Source organism: Lichenifustis flavocetrariae (assembly GCF_026130545.1).
GTDB classification, from domain to species: domain Bacteria; phylum Pseudomonadota; class Alphaproteobacteria; order Rhizobiales; family Beijerinckiaceae; genus Lichenihabitans; species Lichenihabitans flavocetrariae.
Genome location: NZ_JAMOIM010000016.1, coordinates 138,817 through 163,442, shown reverse-complemented (window position 1 = coordinate 163,442; position 24,626 = coordinate 138,817). Strand labels below are relative to the sequence as shown.

The window sequence follows — 24,626 nt, the reverse complement described above, 5'->3', positions numbered from 1 at the left end:
TCGATCCAGGTGATGCCCCGTCCGCGGCTGTCACACGCGTCGCGACCGCGCAGGTGGCGGCCGCCGCCCAGCATTGCGACGCCCTGTTCGCCAGCATCACGGCGGCCGTCCGGACCCGCTGGACCGCAGCCGAGAGCGCTCTCGCCCGCACCGAGGCGCGCCTTGCCGAAACCGATCTCGCGGCCGTGCTCGGGCGTGGCTTCGCCCTCGTGCTCGATGCCGACGGGCACCTCATCCGCTCACAGGCCGCCGCGCTCAACGCCGGCCGCGTGACCCTCCTGCTCGCGGACGGTCTGGTGACCGCCGTCCTCGAGACCTCTCCGGCCACCATTCTCAGAAAGCACGAGCGATGACCCAGACCACATGCATACCCGCCTCGACCCAGACCTATGCGGCCGCCTATCAGCGTCTCAACGAGATCGCCACACGGCTGCGCGCGCCGGGTTCGGCCGCCACCATCGACACCCTGGCGGCCGACGTTCGCGCCGCCCGGGACGCCTACCAGGCCTGCAAGGATCGGCTCGACGCTATCCGGCGCGAGATCGACCAGGAGATCGGGCCGGCCGACGCGGGCGCGGACGCCTGACTCCGACGCCACGCCGGGCGGCTGCGACGGACCCCACGTCCAGCCGCCTTGCGCCGGCACCTGCGAGCTGGGCCGCCACCCAGCCATTCCGATCCCGAGAGCCGAGACACTCCGGACCGAACTCTCCTCATTGCCCCCACTCATCCTCACCAGCGAGCCTAACCATGACATCAGACACCGACCCACACTTCACCTTCGACGAGGACGACTTCGACCCCGTCGATGGGCCTGACGGCAGAGCCATCCCGCATGTTCTCGACGATATGGAACTCGGCGTCGACGTCATCGACCGCAGGGCGCTGCGCGAGGCCATCCGGGGTCTCAGCACACAGGGCGAGGGCTCCGACGACGAGACCTCCCGCGAGGAGGCGAGCCGTGTGAAGCTGCTGCGGAGCTTGCTTCAGGGCAACGCTCTCTACAAGCAGTTCGTCGTCGGAACGCCCGAACTCATCGAGCGGCTCGCGACGCTTCGCAACGCCACGCCGAACTTCCGGGACGCCGCCGATGTGGTGCGCCGCGCCGCGCGCCTGTCGCTCGCCACCGCAACCCCGATGCGCATTCCACCCCTGCTGCTGCTCGGGCCGCCGGGCATCGGCAAGACGCACTTTGCGCAAGGCCTGTCGGTCGCGCTGGAGACCTCGGTCACGGTGATCGCAGGGTCGACGCTGGCCGATCGCGGCGTTCTGACCGGCACCAACACCAGCTGGCGTGGGGCACGCCCCGGCGCGCTTGCCAAGGCGTTGCTGGCCGCTCCCACGATCAGCCCGGTCATCGTGATCGACGAAGTCGACAAGATGACGGGCCTCAGCACCCACGACACGCCGCTCGACGCACTTCTGACCATGCTGGAACCGGAGACCTCCCGAGCCTATCGCGACGAGTATTACGACGTGCCGATGCGGGCCGACGCTGTCACCTGGATCATGACAGCGAACGATCTGGCGTCGATGTCGGAGCCGCTGCGCGACCGGCTGCTGGTGCTCGACATTCCGGATCTCACCGCGGGCCAGAGGGCAGAGGTTTACAGCCGCATCTTTGCGACCCTCAATGCCGCTCTCGGAGGCACTTTCGATCTCGCCCCCGAGGCCCTGGCGTCTCTCGCCAGTCTCAACACGCGACGCGCCAAGGCGGTGATCACCCAGGCTCTGGGCATCGCGGCCGACTATGAACGCCGGACCGTCACAGGTGCGGACATGATCCGAGCCGCGGCGCTGGTTCTCCCATCCGGGGGCTCACACGGGCGAGGGATCGGATTTGGCCTGATGGGCTCCGTTCCGCAGCGGGGTTGATGATGGGCAGGGGAGCCGCGTCCGGATTGAGAACCCTGGCCCCACCAAAACTCAGGCTCGGACGGCGTGCTGGGGATGCTGCAGGCGTGGGAGGCACAGCTTCCCTTGCAACAACCCCCCAAACCTTGCCAAGTGCGAGATGGCGCTGCCCCTATGCCTCTGCGACAGAGAGCGGGCGCATTGCCGAGGTCGCTCGAGACGTGGACCGCGTGAAGTGATCACGGATGCGAAAGGATCACAAACTTCCTGGACGACACCGGCCTGCAGCCGTCGGCGATCTTCCACGGCCTCCATGTCTGGCCTCACAGGCCGCGCCAGGGTCCAACGTTATATGGCTTCAGACAGTCGGATCCGACGACAATCCGGCTCCAAAAACCTCCGGAAACACTGTCTTCTAACTAAAGACAGTGTTTCCGGGTGAACTTTCTGCTTTTCTGGTTAAATCAGTCACTCAGACGACGGTCGAATCTTCATTCTCAACCGGTGCCAGCAACCAGATCCAGTCATCGTGCCTCTCGATCATCTTGATCTCCTCAAGGTCCCGCAAATGGCGGTTAAGGGTCGCATCTAAACTCTTCTTGCTGCTCGTGCCGAGGCCGATCGGTTCGAGGAACGGCCACAGCTTGGATTTGCTGATGACCGTCATGCCAACGGGGATCACCCTATTGCGAGAGGGTCTCCCCTCGATCGCGATGGCACGGCGCAGTGCGCTGAGGACGGCCTCCCGCTGGCCCGAAACGGTGGCAGCTGCGGGCACGCCACCGGAGGGCGGCGCATCGTCAGTCTCGAGATCCACGACACAGGTCGTGATCGGCTCCCCGTCGTCATCGACACCCAGCTCCCTCCGGACAAGTCCGAAGGGCAGGACCTCGCCATCCTGATCGTCTTTCGACTTCTCGATCGTGATGGTTTTGCGCGGCCCGTCGCGTTCGACGCGCCAGACCCCGTCCGCCGCACCATTCAAGGCTGACGACCCCCGCATGCCGGCCGCCGGATCCTTGCCGGCATGGTGGACGGGGACGATCACCGCGTCGAGCTGGCGTCCGATCTCCTCGACGGTCGCAATGAAGTGCCCCATGCCGGCGGCGTTCGACTCGTCCGACCCCGTCATGCTGCGCGCCAGCGTGTCGAGAACGACAAGGCCCGGTTTGACGCTGAAGCGGGCCGTCTGCTTCCGGATGGCTGCGACAAGGGCGTCAGCGTCCCCGGATGCAGTCCCGAGTTTGGGGGCAGCGGTGACCAGCGCGAAGGGCACGGTCCGATCGATCCCGTGATGCGCAATGGCGGCGACAATCCGCTTGCGCAGGCCAAAGCCGCCTTCCGCTGCCACATAGACGACCCAGGCCTGACGGACCAGGCGGTCGGCCCATCGTCGTCCAGCCGCGATATGCAGAGCCAGATCGAGACTGACGAAGTTTTTGCCGGTGCCTGGCGCCCGGTAGATCACCACCATGCCTTGGGGCGGCCCAAATCTTGTCCGACACGGCGTTGAGGCTGAGACCCGGCGGCAGCATCAGGCCCTTCTGCGAGCCGCCGACCGTGACGTCGACGCCCCACTCGTCGTGCCGGTAATCGATCGAGCCCATCGACGAGATCGTGTCGACGAGCAGAAGGGCCGGGTGCTGAGCGTCATCGATGGTCCGCCGCACCGCCGCGACATCGGACGCGACGCCCGTCGAGGTCTCGTTGTGAACCACGGCGACCGCCTTGATGCGATGGGCGCGGTCCTCGACGAGACGCACGCCGATCGCCCGCGCATCGACCGGATGGCGCCAGTCGCCCGAGATCACGATCGTCTCGATCCCAAGCCGCGCCGCCATCTTCTGCCACAGCGTCGACAACCACCCGGTCTCCGCCATCAGCACGGCGTCCCCCGGCGACAGCGTATTGACGAGCGCCGCCTCCCACGCGCCGGTGCCGGACGCGGGATAGATGATCACCGGCGCGGCCGTCTTGAAGATCGTCTTGATGCCGTGGAGCACGGTTCGCCCGAGCGCCTGGAACTCCGGCCCGCGGTGGTCGATGGTCGGGCGCGCGATCGCCTCGAGCACCGGCAGCGGCACGTTGGTCGGCCCCGGGATCTGAAGGAAGTGTCGTCCAGGCTGGCGTGACATGGAAGCAACCGGAGCTTGTCGAGACTTCTGATTTTTGTATTATAAATGCTGATGTCGCAAGGTGCACCTCGCCATCGCATGACCCGCATCGTCGCCGATCTCGCCCTTTACCGTCGCTATCTGCACGACCACGTGGCGGACCAGCTGCGGGCCTTGGTCATGTCGGGCGACCTACCGCCGCTGTCACGCGTCAACGAACTGGAGCTCTCCGAACGCTTCGGCATTTCGCGCACCCCCTTGCGCGAGGCGATCAAGATCCTCGCGACTCAGGGCCTTCTCCACTTGCTGCCGAACAGCGGCGCCCGTGTGACCCATCTTTCGGCTACCGAGATCGAGGACGTTCTGGCCGTAATCGCCGGCCTCGAAGCCACGGCGGTGGAACTGGCTTGCGCTCGCATCACAGACGATGAAATCGACGCGATCGCTGCGGACAATGCGGCTATGATGGCGGCGTGGCGCTGCGGTGATGAGGCCGTCTATTTCGTCCACAATCGGGCGATCCACGACGGCCTCATGCGTGCGGCACGTATCAGCACGCTGTCCGATGTCTACGCCAACCTGATGGGCCGCGTGGCGCGTGCGCGCTACATCGCGCACAAGACGCCCGCGTAGTGGCGCAAGGCTGTCGAAGAATATGAGCGCATGATTGTTCTGCTGCGGCGCCGGCGCAGCGCCCAACTGGCGCGGCTCATGCGCGCCCGTATTGACGGCAAGAAACCCGTGATTGAAGCAGCGTTCGGAACCGCCGGCGCGCAAGCCGCCATGCTGTCCGACGGCGCGCAGTAACGCGGCAATAACAGAGGAGCGAACATGGAAATCGGCGCCCACAAGGTGGCGATGAATGCGCCGAGCGGCGTGTCCGAGCTCGAGCGCTTGATCGAAGCCGGCACGTTCGATCCCGCGGCGATCGTGGCATCGATCGGTAAGACCGAGGGCAACGGCGGCGCCAACGATTTCACCCGCGGCTTCGCGACCCTGTCCTACCAGCTGCTGCTCGCCCGCTTCCTCGAGTGCTCGCCGGAAGAGGTCGGCCGGCGCATCGCATTCGTGTGGTCGGGCGGCTGCGAGGGCGTGCTGTCGCCGCACGCGACAATCTTTACCCGTAAGCCGAGCAGCGCCGGCGGCCTGCCGGGCGGCCGCCTCGCGCTCGCAATCGAGGTGACACGCGACATTCGCCCGGAGGAGGCGGGGACGATGGCGCAGGTGGAGGAGGTGGCGGCGGCCGTGAAACGCTGTCTCGCCGCGACGGGCATCACCGACCCGGCCGATGTCCACTACGTCCAGGTCAAGGGACCGCTACTCACGCCCGCCAGTATCGCCGATGCCGACAAGCGGGGCAAAACCCTGGTGACACGCGACCCCAATGGCTCGAAACCCTATGCCCGCGGCGCCACCGCGCTTGGCGTCGCTCTCGGGCTCGGAGAGGTGGAGGTGGCCGATCTATCCGACGCCATCATTGCGAAACGTTTCGATCTTTTCTCGCCGGTCGCCTCGACCTCGGCGGGCGGGGAGCTGAAGAACTGCGAAGTGCTGCTGTTCGGCAATTCTGCCTCTGCATCGGGTGCGTTCCGCATCGGCCACGCCGTGCTGGCGGATGCCATCGACGCCGACGGGGTCAGGGCTGCGCTGCGTGACGCGGACCTACCGTTCGACTGCAATCCGACGCGCGACGACGCGGACCGCATCGCGGCCATCTTCGCCAAGGCGGAAGCGAGCCCGACTGGAGCCATCCGCGGCCGTCGCAACACCATGCTGTCGGATGCGGACATCAACTACGAGCGGCACGCCCGCGCCGCACTCGGCGCCGTGATCGCCAGTGTCACCGGCGATCCCGCCATCTTCGTGTCGGGCGGCACCGAACACCAATGCGCGCCAAGCGAGGCGCCGATCGCCGCCGTGGTGCGGGTGTGACTTCCTTTGAAACACGGGTGTTCCGCCTGAGCATGGCGGGCCCAAGCGACGTTTCGCCCTTGAGCCAGCTGTTCGATGCGGGTCAGCTCGAGCCTGCTCATGTCGTGGCCGTGATTGGCAAAACGGAAGGCAACGGCGGCGTCAACGATTTTACGCGGGGCTACTTCACGCAGTCGCTCATGCTGCTGCTCGCCAGGCAGCTTGGCATCACGCCGGATGAAGCGATGCTCCGGGTGCCGTGCGTGCTTTCGGGCGGCACCGAGGGGGTGCTCAGTCCGCACATGACGATCTTCGCCCGTGTTCCCGCCGCGCAGCGTGCGAGTGCGCCGGCCCTCGCGATCGGCATCGCCTTTGCGGATCCGGTGCCGGCCGAAGCGGTGGGCCGCATGGCGCAGCTGGAAGTGACCGCGCGGGCCGTGGAGGTTGCGATCGGCGAGGCCGGCCTGGGTGTGGACGAAGTCGAGTTTGTCCAGGTCAAGGCACCCGGCCTCACCTCTGCGCGCATTCAAGAGGCGCGCGAGCGAGGCGCGGATGTCGTGACCGCCGATACCAACCGCGCCATGGCACTGTCCCGTTCCGCAGCCGCGCTTGGAGCGGCCTTGACGCTCGGTGACGTGTCGCGCGCGCGGCTGACGGACTCCGCGATCGGCGATGACATGACGCTCTTTTCGTCCCGCGTGAGCGTGTCCTCGGGCATCGAGATCACCCGCACGGAGATTATCGCATTCGGCAATTCGCTCCGCTGGAGCGGGCCGTTGCGGATCGCCCATCGCCCGATGGCTGACGCGCTCGACATCGGCGCCATACATGCCACGCTCGACGAGCTTGGCATTCCCTCATTCCCGGCCGTTGCGGAGGCCGATCGCGGGCGCATCAAAGCCGTCCTTGTCAAGGGCATGCCGGACCCGAAGGGCACGATCCGCGGCTTTCGCCACACCATGCTCGACGACACCGACATCAACGCGCAGCGCCACATCCGTGCGGCTCTGGGCGGGGTGGCGAGCGCCATCATGGGCGACGGCCGCATCTTCGTGTCCGGTGGTGCCGAACACCAGGGTCCCGATGGCGGTGGCTTGTTGGCAGTCATCGCGGAGGCACGATGACTCCGATCTGGTAAAAGGGTGTGGTTGAACTCCACGCCGACTATCGGGCAGGTCGCCTCGATCCGGTAGACGTGGTAAATGTCTGCTTCGACCGCATCGCGGAGCTCGACCCGGCGCTGAACAGTGTCGTCACGCTCGATGCGCAGAGTGCCAGGGCAGTAGCGACCGCGAGCGCCGCGCGTTGGAAGGCCGGCGCGCCGCGTTCCGCGCTGGATGGTATACCCATGACGATCAAGGACAACCTCCTGGTCGGCGGTCTCCGGGCGATCTGGGGTAGCGTTGCCTACGCGGATCACGTGCCCGAACAAGACGAGATCCCTGTCGACCGGCTGCGGCGTGCGGGTGTCGTCATCGTCGGCAAAACCAATTTTCCCGAACTGACCCTCGAAGGTTACACGTCGAACTGCCTGTTCGGCACGACGGGCAACCCCTGGAATCCAGCGCTCACCCCCGGGGGTTCGAGCGGCGGCGCCGTCGCTAGCGTCGCGGCCGGCTTTGTGCCGGCGGCGATCGGCACCGATGGCGGCGGCTCCATCCGCAGGGCCCGCGTCGCATACGGGGCTCGTGGGGTTTAAGCCGTCGATCGGCCACATAGCCCGAGGTGACGGGTTCCCGGAGACCGGGGCCGATTGCGAGGTCGTCGGGATCCTGACCCGGTCCGTCGCCGACACAATCGTGCTCGATTCGGTGCTCGGCGGCTCGGATCACCGCGATCCGCGCTCAGCGCTGATCGCGGTTCCGCTGACGCTTGAGCCGACACGACTGCGCATTCTCTACGTGCCGCGTTTCGACGACGCGCCGCTTGATCCCGAGATCGTTGCGCGGAGCCGGCGGCCCGTCGATTTAGGCCGTGGCCCAGGAAGGCGAGGGTTTGTCGGCGGCGGATTATGTCGAGGCGCTCGCAACCGTCGCAAGCTTCCGTCGCCGCGTCGCCGCCCTGTTCCAAGACTATGATCTGATCTTCACGCCGAGCGCCACCGCACTGCCCTGGCCGGCCGCCGAAGCCTTTCCGCCTGAAATTGACGGGCGTCCGGTCGGCCCGCGCGGCCATGCGGTCTACACAGGCTGGGTGAATGTCGTTGGCAACCCCGGCCTGGCTTTGCCGCTTGGGTTCTCCAAGGCAGGGCTCCCGCTCGGTGGACAGTTCATTGGCCGGTTCGGCAGCGATTCGAGCTTACTGGCATTTGGACGGTCGTTCGAGCACACCCACGGACCGGCCTGGAGATTTTCACAGATGACCTTGGCAGGCTGAGCAGCGCGGACTGACCCCTCAAGCCGGCGCGAGCACGTACATCGTGTGGACAAGGCCGGTCGCCAGGGCGGCGTACCACGCGACGACGGCCGCGATCGTTACGGTTCGAACAACCACGCCCGAGGCCGTCATGCGCGGCGGCTCGACGAAAGTACGCTTTGGAAACGCACCAAAGGCGCGCGCTTCCATGGACATCACCATCATTGAAGCTTTCCGGAGGCTGCCGACAAGCAACGGCATCGAATAGCGCTTCATCTCGCGGATACGGCCCGCGATGCCGCCCTGGCGGGCCACGCCGCGCACGGCTTGAGCGGCCCCGATGGTCTTGATCTCATCCTCGATGGTCGGAATGATCCGCAGCGCGATGAAGAACGCATAAGCGATGCGGTAGGGCACCTTCATCTGCGTGACGAGCGCGATGGCGAGCTCTCGCGGGTCTGTGGTTCGCACGAACACCAGCGACGACAGGATGATCGTGTAGATGCGCAGGGCGGAGGCGAGCGCGTAGTCGAAGCTTTCGGCGTAGATCGGATGGCCGGCGATGCGGAACGCCACATGCGTGCCGGGCAGCGTCAAGGTCTGAATGACGAGAAAGCTCGTGCAGGCGATGACGAAGAGCCAGGTGCCACGCCAGATCTCGACCGGAGAGAGGCGCGCCAGAACCAGCGCCGTGAACAGCACGATGCCGGTGATGACGATCTGCACCCACGCGATGTAGGCGCCGAAGGCCAGCAGCGATATGCCGACCAGCCAGGCGAATTTGCTGAGTGGATCGAGGCGGTGGAAGAACGAGGCTCCAGACCGGAACTGGAAGACCGCCGAACGCCTCATGCCGCCACCTTTCGGGATTTCACGATCGCATCGACCAGAGCCGGCACCGACAGGGTGGGCCTGACCGGCCCAGCGGGGAGGGCGGCCGCGATGCGACGGCTGATGTCGAAGACGGGCGGCGTCAGCAGACCGCCTGCCGCGAGAAGAGCCTCATCAGCGAACATGTTCTCTGGCGTGCCGTCGAACAACAAGCGCCCACGGCTCAGCACCAGGACCCGATCAGCCCATTCCGCCACGAGCCGGACGTCATGGGTGATCATTAGGACGGTAGTATTGTACCGCTCACGCAAGCGCACCATCAGACCCATGAGAAGTTGGGCTCTTTCGTGATCCTGGCCGATCGTCGGCTCATCAAGGATCAGGAGACGGGGCTCGAGCACCAGCATTGTGGCGACGCTCAAGCGCCGGCGCTCGCCGAGGCTGAGGCTGAACGGCGAGCGTTCCGCATAGCGGGCGAGGTCGACGATGCCGAGCACCTCATCGACCCGCATCCGGATAGCGTCGTCCGCATAGCCCCGCACGGTCAAACCGTAGGCGACTTCGTCCCAAACCCGGTCGGTGACGAACTGATGGTCCGGATTCTGGAACACATACCCGACCTCGGCCGAAATCTCCTTCGGCCCGAGAGCGCTCAGGTCTTTTCCGTTCAAGAAGATCGTTTTCCGTGGTGCGTCGTTGATCCCCATGACGAGACGCGCAAGCGTGGTCTTGCCCGAGCCGTTGCGTCCGCAGATTGCGACGAGGCGTCCGCGACCAAGGTCGAAGTTCACATCGTCGAGAATCGGCTCGACCCGGTCGTAGCCGAACGACAGATGCTGGACGCGCAGCAGCGGCGTCGTTTCGGGGCTCGACATTGAAGCGGCGGGTACGGATGGCATGACCGCGGCAACACCGATGAAACGCTCACCCAAGGTTACCGCCTCGGCCACGTTGAGTGGCATATCCTTTGCCTGTATCGGCACGCCGCACGCGGTGCCGAGCGCCAGGGCGAATTCGGCCGCCTGCGGAAACCAGGCGCTCACGGGCACCACATCACCCTCTTCCGATCGCGCCGCGCGCGGCTGGGAAAAGGCCTCGCGGGGAGGGCCGTCGAAAGTCATGCGGCCGCGATCCATCATGATCACCCGCGACACCCGGTCGGCCAGTTCGTCGACCCGATGTTCCACCATCACGATTGTGGTGCCGGCCTTGTGCAGGGCGTGCAACAGAACGAACACGTCCGCCATGCCAGCCGGATCGAGGTTGGCCGTCGGCTCGTCAAGAACAAGGAGGCGGGGGCGGACGGCGAGAACGGCCGCGATGCTGACGCGCTGCTTCTGGCCGCCCGACAGGTCAAACACGGACCGGTCGCCGAAGCCATCGAGGCCAACGAGCCGCAGCGCCTCGACCTGCTGCTCCATGATCTCGGCGGCTGGACGGCAAAGATTTTCGAGCCCGAAGCACACCTCGTCCCGAACCCGGGTGCAGATGATCTGGGCATCGGGATCCTGGAACACCATGCCGACGTCGGTCGCGAAGGTCGCGACCTTCGTTGTCGTCAGCGCGTGGCCGCAGATGGAGGCCTCCCCGGCAAGAGCGCCCTTAAGGGTATGCGGGATCGTGCCATTAAAGAGTTGCAGCAGGGTGCTCTTGCCGCACCCGCTCGGGCCGAGGATCAAGACGAACTCGCCGTCATCCACCTGGAACGAAATGTCGTTCAGAACGGGTTGGCCCTCTCCCTCGTAAGTATAAGATATCGATTGGAGATCGACGACGACCCGCGACACAGATTGTGAGACGGTCGCGGGTGTCGCCACATCAACCATCGTCATCCTCAGGCAAGCTTCTGCGTCGTTGTAGCGAGCGGGCGCTCGTCGGCCGCAAGCTGGGTGCCGCGCAGCACGCCGGCGCGCAGCAAGGCAAGGGCGATCGGCTTCACCAGGATGATGGCGTAAAGGGCGCCACTTCCCATCCGGATGATCAAGGCGAGCAGGTTGTAGCTGATGCCCATATCGCCGACGCCGAAGAAGTACACCTCCGGAATTTGCTGAAGGATGGGGGCGAGTGCGCCGGAGAGCGCCAGCACCGACAGCGTCCACTTGCGGTAGCCGTAGAACGCGAAGGCGACGTCCGACATGAACCCCTGCAGGAAGCCTGCCGCGAGCACCATGATTCCGTTCGGGTTGCCAGACAGCACCTGCGCGACGCCGTTCATGGTTTCGGCGAGGGTTGCGGCGCCCGGCTTGCGGATGATGTAGCCGCACAACGGACCGGCGACATAGAAGCCGCCGCAGATGGCGGCAAACGCCAGAAAGCCATAGCTGCCGGAAAATGTCATGAACAGCCGACCCAGCATGGCGTTAGGTGTGCCGAGGACGCCATTGATCACGCCGATCACGGCCATGATCACGATTTCCATGAGCGTGAAGCCCACCATGACGCGGCCGTTCCCGCGATTGATGAAAAACGCCACCACGGCGAGCGCGACAGCAATGATCGCGACAATCAAGTATAGGGTACCGATGCTCATGGGAATGCTCCGCGTTGCGACGCATGCTCGTCAGAAGAGGGAAGTAGGCTGCGCGATTTTGCGAATTCAGCCATTGCGTTCGTCGAAAAGATTCAGTCAGAGAGTTGCTGACGGTCGCCACGACCGACATCGATCGCTCATCTAGAATTGATCCAACAAAGAATGCGCAATCATCCTGGGTTTTCAAAGCCTGAAATTTGATCAGGATCGCGCATCGTATCCGCAAACTGCTCGGATTCGTCATGGTCGGCGTAATAATTAGACACCGCGCACGCGATCGTTTCTACGGAGCGCCGATCGAATGCTGCGTTCATCCAATCGCGGGCGATCAAAATTTGGGCAATGACTGCGAAGCTCTACGACGTTCATGCACGGCCATCTTGCGCGATGGACCATTTCATGTTCGTCTGTCGTCAGACGTCTTACAGCATCAGTTCTGCAGCAAGGACATGATTTGTCGACATCGGATCGCAAACCAAGGATTGTCATTGCAGGTGCCGGCATCGCTGGAAGCCTCATTGCGTCGGGCCTGCGGGACCGTACGGATTGCGAGCTGATATGCCTCGAACGTGTCGCACCGCAGGAGCAGGAAGAAGCCGGTACCGGGCTCAACATCGGCCCGAATGCGATCAAGGCGATGCGATGGTATCTGCCGAACGAGGCGGAGACGATCGTTTGCAATAGCCTCCCATGGAGCGTCTGGACGATCGCTTTGACGAATGGTCAGGCGCTGATGGACTTGCGGCTCGATGCCGTCGCCGACAATCCCGGCATCCGCATCCGCTGGGCGGAGCTCTACGCGTTGCTGCGCCAACCGCTGAGCGACACGCTGGTATACAATGCCGAGCTCACGGGCTGTGGTCAGGACGACAACGGTACGTTCGTGACATGGGTGAATCGCGCTACCAGTGACCTCCGTCGCCTCAACGGGATCGACCTGCTGATCGCCGGGGACGGCCGTTATTCAGCCGTGCGCCAATTCGTCCTGGGCGGTCCCGAGACGCCGAGTTTTCTCAATGTCTGCCTTTACCGCGTTCTGTTCCCGGCCGGGCCGGATTGTCCGATCGACGATTACGGCCAATGGTTCAACGGCCCCAACCGGCTTCTCGCCTACAAGGTGCCGGGCGATTTCGTCTATTGCGCCGGCTCCTTCCCGATTCCGGCCGGCGGCCAAATCCCGGAGGCGATGAAACAGCCGGCGGCCTTGCGGCAGGCCTATCTGCCGACAGAGGGTGAGCCCTCGCGCGAAGCGGCCTTTCTCATCGACTCCATCACGCGTTATGCGAGCCGTATCCATTGGGCGCGACTGCAGGAGGGCACCGTGACCTACGGCCACAAGGCCGGTATCCTGCTGGCGGGCGATGCCGCGCACCCGATGGTGCCGACGCTGGGTCAGGGCGCGACTCAGGCTTGCGAAGATGCCTGTGTGACTGTCGACGAGATCAGGCTGGCGCTCGATGCGGGCGAGCCGCTCGGCGTGGTGCCGGCGCGCGTCGAGGCGCGGCAGGCCGAGCGGGCGCGGTTCGTCGTCGATCTGTCGCGACGGGCGACCGACACGATGCTGGCCGGAGCAGATCCGGTTTCCGGCACGCGATGGAAAACCGAGCCGGCGTTCCAGCAGGAGTTGACCAAACTCTATCGCGACGTGTCGCCGCCTCGCGGCGGCGTGGCTGCCCCCCAACACTGGAGTTCCCTATGATCGACGAGACGACCCCGCCCGACTACCGCTTTAACGGCAAGGTGGCGATCGTCACCGGCGCCGGCGATGGGATCGGCTTCGCGAGTGTGGAAGGTTTGGCACGCGGTGCAGCGCGGTTGATCTGCCTCGACGTGAAGGGCGCCGACCGGGCGGCCGAGCGGGCCCGGGAACTCGGAGCCCAAGCTGAAGCCGTGACGATGGACGTCCGCGACACCGCCGGCTGGACGAAGCTCGTGGAGACCACCGTCGGCCGATGGGGCGCGATCGACATCCTGGTCAACAATGCCGGCATTGCGGTGCCCGGCGACACGGCTGCCGATGTGTCCGAAGAGGTGTGGGACCGCATCCTCGAAGTGAACGCCAAGGGCGTGTGGATCGGCATGAAGGCCGTTCTGCCCGGTATGCTGGCGCGGAAGAGCGGCAAGATCGTCAATGTGGCGTCCACCGCCGCCCATATCGGCCTGCGCGATGCGGCCGCCTATTGCGCTTCGAAAGGTGCGGTGCTGGCGCTGACGCGCCAAGCCGGCGTGCAATATGCCTCGCAGAATGTGCAGATCAATTCGGTGTCCCCCGGCACCACCATGACCGGCCTACAGAAGGACGTGACGGAGCAGCAGCGCGCCGCTTTTCTGCCGCTGACTCCCATCGGCCGCTTTGCCGCTTCGCCCGAGGTGGCCGCCGTGGTGTTGTTCCTCTGCTCGACAGGCTCGTCCTTCATGGCAGGCGCCGACATCGGGGTCGACGGCGGCATGGTGGCCTTGTGAGGGGCGTCTCAGCAGGAGAGGTCGCGCGATGAACGTCCTCCTCACCGGCGCAGCCGGTCTGATCGGCATGGCCGTGCGTCCCATCCTGCAAGGCCGTGGCCATCAGGTGATTGCCACCGACGTCACCAGCTTCGGCCATGATGTGCCGAGCCTGACCACCGTCAGCTTCGACGACATCGCCGGCTTCGAACGCCTTGTTGAACAGCATCGCATCGATGCGATCGTTCATTGCGGAGCGATTTCGGGTCCGATGATGGCGAAGGGCGAGCCGCTGAAGCTGGTGGCCGTCAACATCGACTCGACCGCGGCGTTGCTCGATCTCGCGCGCCGCCACGGCATGCGCCGCTTCGTCTTCTGTTCTTCGATCAGCGTCTATGGCGACGTTGGCGCGGCAACCATCACCGAGGAGACGCCGCTGCGTCCCACCTCAGTCTATGGCGCCAGCAAGGTGGCCTGCGAACAGCTCATCCAAGGGTTCGCGGTCGAGTACGGCCTCCAAGGCGTCAGCCTGCGCATCGCGCGCGTCTACGGCCCCTATCGTCGGGCGAACTGTCATCTAAAAACCCTGATCGAGAACACCGAAGCCGGTCGTCCGGTCGCGATCCCGTGCGACCCGGATTTTGTCTATCACTATGTCTATGTCGACGATGTCGCCGAGGCGATCGCCGCCGCCTTGGAGGCCGCTCGGCTGCCGCAGCGCATTTACAACGTCGGTTCGGGCGAGCCGCTCACGATGCCGGCACTGCTCGACGAGGCGCTGCACGCGCTTCCACGAATGCGGGCGAGCCTCGTGCCGGGCGTGGACGACGTGCCGGACGTGCAGACGCGCTTCGATGTGTCGGCGATCGGCCGTGATCTCGCCTGGTCGCCACGCTTCAGGATGAACGCCGGCATCGCGGCCTACCGATCTTCGATTCTGGCGGGGCAGGCCGCACCGTGACCGCGCTGGAGATCTCCGCTTTGAGCGCCCGTCTCGATGCCGGGGGACCTCGGCGGGAGGATCTAGTGGCGCGGGTATCGAGCGCGCTGCGCGGCGAAATCAACGCGCGAGGCCTTCCGCCCGGCACGCGGCTCCCCAGCGAGACCGAAATCGCAAAAGGCTTGGGCGTCAGCCGACCGACCTTGCGAGAGGCGTTTCGCGTGCTGGCGCAGGAAGGCATGCTAAAAATCCGGCATGGCGTGGGTACTTTCGTGGCCGCCGGGCCGCGTCACCTGTCGAGTCCGCTCGATTCCATGCTGTCGCTTTCGGCCTTGATCCGCGCCGCAGGCGGCGAGCCCAAGGACCGCGGCCTGGTCATCGATGAGATTGCGTCATCGCGCGACGTGGCTGCGGCTTTATCCATTGCTCCGAAATCTGGCGTCATTCGGATCAAGCGCGTCCGACTGATCGACGATCGTCCGCTTGGTCTTGCGCACGAATACGTGCCTGTCGGACCAACCGTGAGCTTTGAGGCGTTCAAGCGCTTTAAAGGCGGGTCCCTCTACGGCTTTCTCACGCAGACGCTTGGCCTCGCGCTTCTGCGCAGCGACATGGCTGTGACAGCGGTGAATGCCACGGCCCAGCAATCACGTCTCCTGGCGTTGAAGCCGGGAGCGCCTCTGCTCCTTATGCGCGAGATCCATTTTGGCGAGAACGACCGCCGGGTTCTCTACTCCGTCAATCACCACAACAGCGATGTCATCGATCTAACAGTTGTGCGGTCCGGGGTGCGCATGTGACCGCCCCGTTCGCCTCGTTCGGCAATCTGTCGATTGACGACCTCGTCTTCGTTGACGGGACGACGCAATGGGCTGTCCCAGGCGGCAACGCGGTCTATGCGGCGCTCGGCATGGCGGTGTGGGGCGAGCGGCCCAGCGTCGTCGCGCCCTTTGGCCCAGACTATCCCATCGCCAAACTCGAAGACCGGCTCGATCTGTCGCATTGCCCGCAGATCCCACTGACGCTGCGCGACTGGGGCCTTTACGAGGAGGACGGCAGCCGGCAGTTCATCTTTCGCAGCGCCACGCGGAACTGGGATGATTTCAGTCCTCGCGCCATGGACGTGAGAGTCGGGATCGGCGCCGCTCACCTCGCTCCCCTCCCATGGGAGCGGCATGTCGATCTGGTGGGCGCGCTGCGCGCCGCCGGCACGACGCTTTTGTCGATTGACCTCGATGACCGCAAGCTCGCGGGGGTCTCCCTCGATGCCGTGGCCCGCTTGATGGCCAGCGTCGATCTGTTCCTGCCGAGCCGGCAGGATGGCCGCGCCATCTTTCCGGACCTGTCGCCGGCCGACACCGTTCGGCGCCTGCGCGACCTCTCGCCCGACACGCCTCTGATCGCCTTGAAATGCGGCGCTGACGGGTGTGTTGCCCACGCCACCGGCAGCCGCGATCTCATCGAATTGCCGGCCTTTCCCATCGCCGCTGTGGACGCGACAGGGGCTGGCGACACGTTCTGCGGCGGCACGCTCATCGGCTATGCGCGCACCCGCGATCCCGTGCAGGCTCTTCTGCACGGCGCAGTGTCGGCCTCGTTCTGCGTCGAGAGCGTTGGCTGCACCGGACTGCTCGAAGGCACGCCCGCCATGGCCGAGGGTCGCCTGCTTCAGTTCCGCAACGATGTCGCCCACCTGGCGGCCTGACCAGACACAGAAAACCACAGGGAGCCAAGCCGGTGCAGAACGAAAAAGAAGTCATGCTGAAGGAGGTCGCTCTCCAGCCAGGCTTTGTGCGCGACAACATCGACCCGATGCTCGCCTACATGCGCGAGGTGGTCGCCGGCCGCGAACCGGGCACGTTGCGCCACGGATTCATGATTGGCTGCGGCGACAGCTTTTCCGCCGCGCTCGCGGCCCGCAGTTACATGATGAAGGCCACGGGCCGCTTCATCGAACCCGTCGAAGCGCTCGAATTCTCACGCTACCTCGTGACCGATCTGCCGCCCGACAGCTTCGTTTTCGGCATCTCGAACTCTGGCACGGTCTCCCGCACTATCGAAGGCGTCCGGCTCGCCCGCGACCGCGGCGCCTGGACCTTCGCGGTTACGGTCAGCGCCGACACCAACCTTGCTCGCGCGGCCGAAACGCTGATCAAGGTCAATGCGCCACCGAACATCAAGGAGCAGCCGGACGGTACCAAGGTTATCACTCCCGGCAGCGTCACCTACACGGCCAGCATGCTGGGTCTGTTCACCGCCTCGATCGCGGTTGGCGAATGCATCGGATATCTTGGCAAGGACAGGGTCGAGCAGTTGCTGAGCGAACTTCGCGCGGTGCCGGACGCCATGTCCGCCGCCGACGCGACCGTCAGCGACCTCGCGCCCAAGATCGCCGCTACCTTCACCAAGGACCGCAAGACGGTGATCCTCGGCGCAGGCCCCAACTATGGCACCGCCTATTTTGGCATGTGCAAATGGTTTGAGGGGCTGACGCGTCCGTGCCACTACGCGGAACTCGAGGAATGGGCACACGAGCAATATTTCTTCACTGACGAAATGACCGACACGATCATCCTGCTGCCGCCTGGAGCAAGCCGTGACCGCGGGCTTGAACAGGCACAGGCCTCGCGCGAAATGGGCTCGCGCATCATCATCATCGGCCGCGCCGGCGATGCAGAGGCAGAAGCCGCTTCCGACATCTACTTTGCCATGCCGGATCTGCCCGAGACGCTGACGCCCTTCGTCTACAAGCTGCCTTTCGAATATTTGTCCTGCCACATCGCCGATCAGCAGAACATCGCCTTCCTGGGCTTCGACAACAAACGGCGGCAGGAGGTGAACTTCCGCCAGATCTTCCATTCCGCCCAGGCCAAGGCCGCACCGGAGGTGGCGACCCGATGAGCGAACTGCTCCGGCTCCTGCGGGCGGGCAAGAAGCCGGTGGTCGGCATGGTGCAGCTCGCCGCCCTACCTGGCGGCAGCCGCTACCGCGACGCGACGATCGGCGACGTGCTAGAGCCGGCGCTGGCGGAAGCCGAGATCCTCGCCGCAAACGGCATCGACGCCATGATGGTGCAGAACCTCGGCGACATCCCCGTCGACACCCGGGTTGCCCTGGTCCAAGCGACCTGGATGACGCGCGTCGCCAGCGAAGTCCGGCAGCGGTTCGGCGTGCCGGTCGGGCTCAACATGCTGGAGAACGACGCCGAGGCGATGTTTGCGGTCGCCTCCGCGTCGGACGCGGATTTCGTCCGCATCAAGATCTATGTCGGCGCGATGGTGACGCCCTTCGGCGTCGAGACCGCCCAGGCCTTTGCCGCCATTCGTGCCCGGACCGAATGGCGAGCCGACGATGTCGCCATTCTGGCCGATGTGCACGACCGCACCGGCGTGCCGCTCGTGCCGGATAATTTCGAGGGCGATCTGGATGCTGCCGTCCGCCTCGGCGCCGCCGACGCCCTGGTCCTGACCGGCAAGACCTATGCGCAGACGCATGACTTCATCGCGGTCGCACGTCGGGTCGTGGGCGCCGTCCCGATCCTGGTCGGCGGAAGCGTTACGCAAGAGAATGTCGCGGACGTCAATGCCGTCGCGGACGGCACCATCGTCAGCTCTTCCCTGAAGGGATCGAACACGGCTTTCGGCCGCTTCGATCCCGCCAAGGTCCAGTCCTTCATGGCAGCCGCCCGCGTCCCGCGGACAGCCGCATGAAGCCAAGCCCCTCGTCAGCACAGGAGTCGGTCATGCGAAAGGTATTTTCTGCCCTCAGCGCCGCGGCGATCGTCGCCGGAGCCTTGGTCGCCTCCACGGCGGCCGAAGCCAAGATGAAGGTGGCGATGATCACCTCGGAATCAGGGCTCGGCGACAAGTCCTTCAACGACATGATGAACGAGGGCATGAAAAAGGCACAGGCCGACCTCGGCATCGAGTTCAACGTCATCCAGCCGCGCTCGATCTCCGAATTCCAGTCGACGCTGGCACGGGCGGCAGGCCAGGGCTTCGACTTCATCGTTGGTTCGTCCTTTGACATGATCAAGCCGATGCAGGCCGTGGCCAAGGCCTTCCCGAACCAGAAGTTCGGCCTGGTCGATGTCGGGCCCGACCCGATCGCGCCCAATGTCGTGAGCAGCGTGACCAAGGACTGGGAGGGCTCGTTCCTGGTCGGCGCCATCGCGGCCAAGACCACCAAGACCGGCACCATCGGTTTCGTCGGTGGCAAAGACATCCCGATCATCCACCGCTTCTACATCGGCTATTACTACGGGGCGAAGATGGCGGACCCGAAGGTCAACGTGCTCGAAAGCTATTCCGGCACTTTCACCGATCCCGCCGCCGGCAAGGAATACACGCTCGGGTTGATCAACCAGAAGTCGGACATCAACTTCGCAGTGGCGGGCGCCACGAGCGCCGGCGTCATCGATGCGGCCAAAAGCACCAAGACCTTCGCGATCGGCGTTGATTCGGACCAGAACTATCTGGCGCCCGGCTTCGTGCTGACATCGATGATGAAGCGCGTCGATACCCAGGCTTACGACATGATCAAGTCTGTGTCGGACGGCAGCTTCAAGGGCGGCACGGTTCTCTACTACGGCCTCAAGGAAGGGGGCGTCGCGGCCGCCATGGACGAATACAACAAGGGCCTGATCTCGGATGCCGTGCTGAAGCAGGTGGACGAGCTTAAGGCCAAGGTCATCTCGGGCGAGATCGTGGTGCCGAATTACTTCGACCTCGCGCCGGGCCAGAAGGAAATGGGCACCCCGCCCATGGCCACCCCTCCCTCCGTCGCCGACAAGAAGTGATCGGTCTCGCGAACACTGGGTCGGATGTTGTGTTTCCCTGCAAGGGACGACGAAGTTCGCAGGGCTTCAAGGTCCCTTCTCCCCTTGCGGGAGAAGGTGGCGCGAAGCGCCGGATGAGGGGTCGTACGACGACGGGAGAAACCCCTCATCCGTCTGTCTCATGCGGCGAAATCCATCTTCTCCCGCAAGGGGAGAAGGGGTCACCCCACGCGTTGCACCGTGTTCCTCCGGCAGCCAACCATTTTGGATCGCCATCATGACCGACGCCCTCGTCTCCCTGCGCGGCATCGTCAAGCACTTCGGCGAGCTGGTCGCGATCCATGATGCGACGCTCGACATCAAGCCGGGCGAGGTGCATGCGCTGGTCGGCGAGAACGGCGCCGGCAAGTCGACGCTGATGAACATCCTCTACGGGCTGTTGCCGCCCACATCCGGCGCGGTCGTGCTGCGCGGCAAGCCCGTTTCATTCGGTGGTCCCGCGGAGGCCATTGCGGCTGGCATCGGCATGGTGCACCAGCATTTCAAGCTCGCGCCGTCCTTCACGGTGGCGGAGAACATCATTCTCGGGGCAGAGCCGGCGCTCTCGGGCGGGCGCCTCGATCTCCGCACGGCGGAGCGCGACACGGGTGACCTCAGCCAAAGGTTCGGCCTCGATCTGGATCCGCGCGCCATCGTCAGCACGCTTCCGGTCGGTCTCCGGCAACGGGTCGAGATCCTGAAGGCGCTGTACCGTCAGGCCGAGATCCTCATCCTCGACGAACCCACGGCGGTCCTCACGCCGCAGGAAACAGCCGAACTCTTCATCACCATGCGGTCGCTCGCCAAAAGCGGACGCTCGGTGGTCTTCATCACCCACAAGCTCCGCGAGGTCCTCGCCGTCTCGGATCGCATTTCCGTCATGCGGCAGGGCCGTATCGTCTCGACCCTCGACAACAGCGAAGTGACGGCGGACCAGATCGCCAGCCTGATGGTAGGGCGCACGGTGCTGCTGCGCGTGGCCAAGACCGAGGCCAAGCCGCGTGGCGGTCCAACGCTTGAGATCAGCAATCTCAGCGTCAGCGGTGATCGCGGCACGCCGGCAGTGGAGGACCTGTCCCTGACGGTGCGTCCCGGCGAGATCGTCGGCCTCGCCGGGGTGCAAGGCAACGGTCAGGACGAGCTTGTCGAAAGTATCGCCGGTATCCGCCGTTCGACGGCCGGACGCATCGCGATCTGTGGCACGGTGCCAACCGTTGGTGACCCGGTCGCCTCGCGCCGCGCCGGTTTGGCTTACGTGCCGGCCGATCGTGCCCATGTCGGCCTGTCCTTGCAGAGCTCCATCTGGGAAAACATGGCGGTCGGGCATCTGTCCGCTTTCCGCAAGGGGCCGTTTCTCGCCGCCGCGGCGGCACGCCGCCGCTGCCGTGAGCTGATAAAGCGTTTCGATATTCGCGGCGCGGGCGAGATGACGCCGGCCGGCGCGCTCTCTGGGGGCAACCAGCAGAAGGTCCAGCTGGCGCGGGAGCTGACGCGCGACGCGCGGCTGATCATCGCCGAACAACCCTCTCAGGGTGTCGATATCGGCGCGATCGAGTCGATCCATCGTTTGCTCGTCGCCATGCGCGACGAGGGCCGCGCCGTTTTCGTCATCTCGGCGGACCTCGACGAACTGATGTCGCTGTGCGACCGCCTGCTCGTGATCTACCGCGGCCGCATCGTCGGTGACATCGCCGCCGCCGATGCGGATGTCGAGGAAATCGGCCGTCTCATGGGTGGGTCGAACACCGATGATCAGGCACCCACGCGGCAGGAGGCGCACGCATGACGGATCGCGCGGCTCCACGTCCCCACCCTGTGCTCCCGCGCCTGCTTCGGGCCGTTGGGCCGCCGCTGTTCGCGCTTGTCGTGTCGTTCGGTCTGGGCGGCCTGCTGATGGCGGTGCTCGGCAAGAATCCCTTCACGGTCTATGCGGTGCTGCTGGTCGGAAGCCTCAGCGGCTGGCCCAACCTGGCGGTGACGTTGCAGCTGACGACGCCGCTGATCTTCACCGGCCTGGCGGTCGCCATCGCGTTCCGCTCGGGCATCTGGAACATCGGCGTCGAGGGCCAGATGCTGATGGGGGCGCTGGCGGCGGGAATCGTCGGTTACGCAGCGCCGCTCCCCGATTGGGCGATGGTGCCGGCCTGCCTCCTCGCGGCATTGGCCGGAGGCGCAGCCTGGGCCGCCATCCCGGCCTTGCTGCGGGCCTATATCGGCGTCAATGAACTCGTGCTCTGCTTGATGTTGAATCCGATCGCGCTGCTGCTCACCGGCTATGTGTCGGCCCGCGTTCTCAAGGCGCCGGGCCCGACCAACAAGCTGCCGGACGTGGTCGACGCCGCGCGTCTCGCCAATTTTTCACTCTATTCGCAGCTGAACACCGGCATCTTCATTGCGCTTGCGTGCTGCGCCCTGATGGCGCTGTTCAATAACGGCACCGTACGAGGCTTCGAATGGAAGCTGATCGGCCTCAACGCGCGCTTCGCCAATTACGGCGGCATCCGGGTGCGCCGCAACGTCATCGGCGTGATGCTGGTGAGCGGCGCCATCGGCGGTCTCGCGGGTGCGGAGCAAGTGCTCGGCGTCTATGGCGCTTTCTACGATAATTTCTCGCCCGGCTATGGTTTCGACGGCATCGCGGTCGCCATGCTGGCCAATTCGAGCCCGATCGGCGTGCTGTTCTCCGCCTTTCTCTTCGGCGCGCTGAACAGCGGCAGCTCCGTACTGCAGATGGAGCTCGGCATCAGCAAGTACCTGGTCCAGGTGCTGCAGTTCATCGTGGTGCTGATTCTCGCGGCACGCTTCACCTTTTCCTGGCGCGGTTGGCGGCGTCCCCTCGTCGCCTCCGCGCCCGCCGTCACCCTGCCGATGACGCTGCCTGCCGAGCAGGGCACCACGGAGGCCTGAGCCATGCTGTCGGATATCGCGTTCTCCTCGATCCGCATCGCCACGCCGCTGGTCTTCGCGGCGCTTGGTGGTCTTTACACATTCCAAGCCGGCATCCTGAACATCGCGCTCGACGGCTTCATGATTGTCGCGGCCTTCGCGGCAGTCGGCGCCGCCTTCGCCACGGGAAGCTTGACGATGGGCGTGCTCGCCGGTGTCCTGGCCTCGATGGCCCTCGCCGCCGTGCTCGCCCTGTTCAACCTGCGGTTTCGCGCCCACATCTTCATCGCGGGCATCGCGGTCACCTTTCTGGCCTATGGGCTGACAGCCTTGCTGCTCAAGGCGATCTTTGATCAGGACGGTGTCTTCGCCTCAGCCGCCATTCCGGTCTTTCCGGCCTTGCGCATTCCGGGGCTGGCCGACCTGCCCGTGCTGGGCCCGCTCCTCAGCGGTCACACGCTGCTGGTCTATGTCGCCTATCTGGCCGTCCCGGTGGTCGCCTGGACGCTGTATCGCACGCGATGGGGCCTGCGGGTTCGGATGATCGGCGAAGCCGAGGACGCGGCTCTCGCGGCCGGCGTCAACGTCGACGCGATCAAGTTGCAGACCATGGTGATCAGCGGTTTCTTCTGCGGGCTTGGCGGCGCCTATCTGTCGCTCGGCTACGTCTCGCTCTTCGCCAAGCAGATGACCGACGAACGGGGTCTCATCGCGCTGGCCGCGATCTTCTTCGCCAAAGGCCGCCCGGTCGCCACCACCCTGGTGGCGCTGATGTTCGGCGTCGCCACGGCCCTCGCGGTGCGCCTGCCGCAGATCACCGGCACCGCGCCACAGCTGCTGCAGATCATCCCCTATGCGGCCACCATCCTGGCACTCGTCATCGTCGGCATTCGCGCCAACCGCAGCTCGACCCAGAACGGCTGGCGATTCGACACCTGACGACGACCACGCTTTTCAAACCTTTCGGAAGGAAACATCATGTCCAAACGCAAGCTCATTCTCGACGTCGACACTGGCACCGACGATGCCGTCGCCATTATGTGCGCGGCCCTGCATCCTCATCTCGACCTCATCGCCTGCACCTCGGTGAACGGCAATGTCGAGGTTCAATATTGCACTAACAACACCCTGCGGGCGCTGGAATTCGTCGGGCGCGGCGACATTCCGGTCTACGAGGGCTTGAGTTCGCCCCTGGCCCGACCGGACTTTCCCGTCCCGCGTGCTATCAAGTTCGACAACGGCGTGCATGGCCGCGAACTGCCGATCCCCAATACCACACTCCGCAAGCAGGAGACCGGTGCGGTCGACTTCCTGATCGAGACCTATCGCAACGCCACTGATGAGATCGTGCTGATGCCGGTCGGGCCGCTGTCGAACATCGCGGCCGCCGTCGCGGTCTTCCCGAAGCTGGTCGACTACGTGCCCGAAGTCATCATCATGGGGGGCGCCCATCACAAGGGCAACGTGACCCCACAGGCCGAATTCAACATCTGGGCCGACCCGGAAGGCGCCGCCAAGGTCTTCGCGGCCGGCTTCAAGAAGGTAACGCTGCTGCCGCTCGACGCGACCCATAAGGCGCTCGTCTCCAACGAGCGGTCACGCAAGCTCGAAGCGCTCGGTACGACGGCGGGGCTCGCGGCCTCGCGCTTCATCGACCAGCGCATCCGCGCCTATGACGACAACCAGCCGATGGAGGAGCGCAACGCCTGCCCGGTGCACGACGCGCTCTGCGTCAACTTCATGCTCGACCCGAGCGTGGTCACGACGCTGTTCCGCCATGTCGATGTCGAGTGCCACGGGACGCTGACGGTCGGCCGCACCGTGGTCGACACGCACTACCGCAACCTCAAGGATCCGAACTGCCACGTCGCCTTCGGGGCGGATCGGGAAAAGTTCTGCGAATTTCTCGAGAGCACGCTGGCCCTTGGGCCCAAGGTGTCCTGACCG

At 65.1% G+C, this 24,626-nt stretch carries 25 protein-coding genes and 2 pseudogenes; 21 read left to right on the top strand and 6 right to left on the bottom strand.

All coding sequences use genetic code 11. The features are described from left to right. The 3 genes from M8523_RS21705 to M8523_RS21695 form a co-directional block, all read left to right on the top strand. Positions 1–353 (top strand): exodeoxyribonuclease VII large subunit (locus M8523_RS21705; RefSeq protein WP_345894276.1); only part of this gene is annotated, 353 nt, incomplete at its 5' end. Further along, a complete protein-coding gene (gene xseB, locus M8523_RS21700; RefSeq protein ID WP_282586995.1) occupies positions 350–586 on the top strand; it encodes an exodeoxyribonuclease VII small subunit in 237 nt (78 codons plus the stop codon). The genes M8523_RS21705 and xseB, both read left to right, overlap by 4 nt. A 164-nt stretch (positions 587–750) precedes the next feature. Further along, on the top strand, positions 751–1,875 hold the full coding sequence (locus tag M8523_RS21695) for an AAA family ATPase (RefSeq protein ID WP_282586994.1): 1,125 nt from the start codon (positions 751–753) through the stop codon (positions 1,873–1,875). Between the two features lie 451 nt (positions 1,876–2,326). On the opposite strand, the gene M8523_RS21690 is transcribed toward M8523_RS21695, so the two are convergent. Continuing rightward, a complete protein-coding gene (locus M8523_RS21690) occupies positions 2,327–3,328 on the bottom strand; it encodes an AAA family ATPase (RefSeq protein WP_282586993.1) in 1,002 nt (333 codons plus the stop codon). 1 nt (position 3,329) lies between these two features. Next, positions 3,330–3,989: pseudogene (locus tag M8523_RS21685) on the bottom strand (pyridoxal-phosphate-dependent aminotransferase family protein); the annotation flags it as partial. 78 nt (positions 3,990–4,067) lie between these two features. Between M8523_RS21685 and M8523_RS21680 the strand changes: the two are divergent. From M8523_RS21680 to M8523_RS21660, 6 genes and pseudogenes are all read left to right on the top strand, one after another. Further along, positions 4,068–4,775 (top strand): annotated as a pseudogene (locus M8523_RS21680) (GntR family transcriptional regulator). A 24-nt stretch (positions 4,776–4,799) separates the two neighbouring features. Continuing rightward, a complete protein-coding gene (gene atzD / locus M8523_RS21675) occupies positions 4,800–5,900 on the top strand; it encodes a cyanuric acid amidohydrolase (protein ID WP_282586992.1) in 1,101 nt (366 codons plus the stop codon). After that, positions 5,897–7,003, top strand: a complete 1,107-nt coding sequence (gene atzD, locus M8523_RS21670; RefSeq protein ID WP_282586991.1) for a cyanuric acid amidohydrolase — start codon at positions 5,897–5,899, stop codon at positions 7,001–7,003. Before atzD (M8523_RS21675) ends, atzD (M8523_RS21670) begins: the two co-directional genes overlap by 4 nt. A gap of 20 nt (positions 7,004–7,023) precedes the next feature. Beyond that, the gene (locus tag M8523_RS21665; RefSeq protein WP_282586990.1) at positions 7,024–7,578 is read left to right on the top strand and encodes an amidase; all 555 of its coding nucleotides are present in this window, start codon (positions 7,024–7,026) and stop codon (positions 7,576–7,578) included. After that, positions 7,523–7,957, top strand: coding sequence for an amidase family protein (locus M8523_RS36805; protein WP_428350997.1), 435 nt, complete (start codon positions 7,523–7,525; stop codon positions 7,955–7,957). The genes M8523_RS21665 and M8523_RS36805 overlap by 56 nt, the downstream gene beginning before the upstream one ends. Further along, a complete protein-coding gene (locus tag M8523_RS21660; protein WP_282586989.1) occupies positions 7,854–8,255 on the top strand; it encodes an amidase family protein in 402 nt (133 codons plus the stop codon). The genes M8523_RS36805 and M8523_RS21660 overlap by 104 nt, the downstream gene beginning before the upstream one ends. 18 nt (positions 8,256–8,273) lie before the next feature. On the opposite strand, the gene M8523_RS21655 is transcribed toward M8523_RS21660, so the two are convergent. The 4 genes from M8523_RS21655 to M8523_RS21640 all read right to left on the bottom strand — a co-directional run bounded on the left by M8523_RS21655 (position 8,274) and on the right by M8523_RS21640 (position 11,909). Further along, positions 8,274–9,086, bottom strand: coding sequence for an energy-coupling factor transporter transmembrane component T family protein (locus M8523_RS21655; RefSeq protein WP_282586988.1), 813 nt, complete (start codon positions 9,084–9,086; stop codon positions 8,274–8,276). Beyond that, positions 9,083–10,897 (bottom strand): ABC transporter ATP-binding protein, encoded by a 1,815-nt coding sequence (locus tag M8523_RS21650; protein WP_282586987.1) that lies wholly within the window; start codon positions 10,895–10,897, stop codon positions 9,083–9,085. Before M8523_RS21650 ends, M8523_RS21655 begins: the two co-directional genes overlap by 4 nt. Before the next feature lie 2 nt (positions 10,898–10,899). Continuing rightward, positions 10,900–11,595 carry an ECF transporter S component gene (locus tag M8523_RS21645; RefSeq protein ID WP_282586986.1) on the bottom strand — a complete coding sequence of 232 codons (696 nt, stop codon included), beginning with the start codon at positions 11,593–11,595 and terminating at the stop codon, positions 10,900–10,902. A 170-nt stretch (positions 11,596–11,765) separates the two neighbouring features. Next, positions 11,766–11,909, bottom strand: a complete 144-nt coding sequence (locus M8523_RS21640) for a hypothetical protein (RefSeq protein ID WP_282586985.1) — start codon at positions 11,907–11,909, stop codon at positions 11,766–11,768. 140 nt (positions 11,910–12,049) lie between these two features. Here M8523_RS21640 and M8523_RS21635 point away from each other — a divergent pair, with 140 nt between their 5' ends. The 12 genes from M8523_RS21635 (at position 12,050) to M8523_RS21580 (ending at position 24,623) form a co-directional block, all read left to right on the top strand. Continuing rightward, positions 12,050–13,294 carry an FAD-dependent oxidoreductase gene (locus M8523_RS21635; RefSeq protein WP_282586984.1) on the top strand — a complete coding sequence of 415 codons (1,245 nt, stop codon included), beginning with the start codon at positions 12,050–12,052 and terminating at the stop codon, positions 13,292–13,294. Continuing rightward, a complete protein-coding gene (locus M8523_RS21630; protein WP_282586983.1) occupies positions 13,291–14,058 on the top strand; it encodes an SDR family NAD(P)-dependent oxidoreductase in 768 nt (255 codons plus the stop codon). Before M8523_RS21635 ends, M8523_RS21630 begins: the two co-directional genes overlap by 4 nt. Positions 14,059–14,086: 28 nt before the next feature. Beyond that, on the top strand, positions 14,087–14,998 hold the full coding sequence (locus tag M8523_RS21625) for an NAD-dependent epimerase/dehydratase family protein (RefSeq protein ID WP_282586982.1): 912 nt from the start codon (positions 14,087–14,089) through the stop codon (positions 14,996–14,998). Beyond that, positions 14,995–15,777: a GntR family transcriptional regulator gene (locus M8523_RS21620; protein WP_282586981.1), complete on the top strand. Its 783-nt coding sequence runs from the start codon at positions 14,995–14,997 to the stop codon at positions 15,775–15,777. The genes M8523_RS21625 and M8523_RS21620 overlap by 4 nt, the downstream gene beginning before the upstream one ends. Then, complete coding sequence (locus M8523_RS21615; protein ID WP_282586980.1) at positions 15,774–16,682, top strand: carbohydrate kinase family protein; 909 nt, start codon at positions 15,774–15,776, stop codon at positions 16,680–16,682. Before M8523_RS21620 ends, M8523_RS21615 begins: the two co-directional genes overlap by 4 nt. Positions 16,683–16,714: 32 nt before the next feature. Continuing rightward, the gene (locus M8523_RS21610; RefSeq protein ID WP_282586979.1) at positions 16,715–17,878 is read left to right on the top strand and encodes an SIS domain-containing protein; all 1,164 of its coding nucleotides are present in this window, start codon (positions 16,715–16,717) and stop codon (positions 17,876–17,878) included. Beyond that, positions 17,875–18,687: a BtpA/SgcQ family protein gene (locus M8523_RS21605; RefSeq protein ID WP_282586978.1), complete on the top strand. Its 813-nt coding sequence runs from the start codon at positions 17,875–17,877 to the stop codon at positions 18,685–18,687. The genes M8523_RS21610 and M8523_RS21605 overlap by 4 nt, the downstream gene beginning before the upstream one ends. A 32-nt stretch (positions 18,688–18,719) precedes the next feature. Beyond that, on the top strand, positions 18,720–19,775 hold the full coding sequence (locus tag M8523_RS21600) for a BMP family lipoprotein (RefSeq protein ID WP_282586977.1): 1,056 nt from the start codon (positions 18,720–18,722) through the stop codon (positions 19,773–19,775). Positions 19,776–20,031: 256 nt separating this feature from the next. After that, complete coding sequence (locus M8523_RS21595) at positions 20,032–21,579, top strand: ABC transporter ATP-binding protein (protein WP_282586976.1); 1,548 nt, start codon at positions 20,032–20,034, stop codon at positions 21,577–21,579. Beyond that, positions 21,576–22,700: an ABC transporter permease gene (locus M8523_RS21590; RefSeq protein WP_282586975.1), complete on the top strand. Its 1,125-nt coding sequence runs from the start codon at positions 21,576–21,578 to the stop codon at positions 22,698–22,700. Before M8523_RS21595 ends, M8523_RS21590 begins: the two co-directional genes overlap by 4 nt. A gap of 3 nt (positions 22,701–22,703) precedes the next feature. Continuing rightward, the gene (locus M8523_RS21585; protein ID WP_282586974.1) at positions 22,704–23,618 is read left to right on the top strand and encodes an ABC transporter permease; all 915 of its coding nucleotides are present in this window, start codon (positions 22,704–22,706) and stop codon (positions 23,616–23,618) included. 39 nt (positions 23,619–23,657) lie between these two features. After that, positions 23,658–24,623: a nucleoside hydrolase gene (locus tag M8523_RS21580; RefSeq protein WP_282586973.1), complete on the top strand. Its 966-nt coding sequence runs from the start codon at positions 23,658–23,660 to the stop codon at positions 24,621–24,623. Positions 24,624–24,626: the final 3 nt, after the last annotated feature.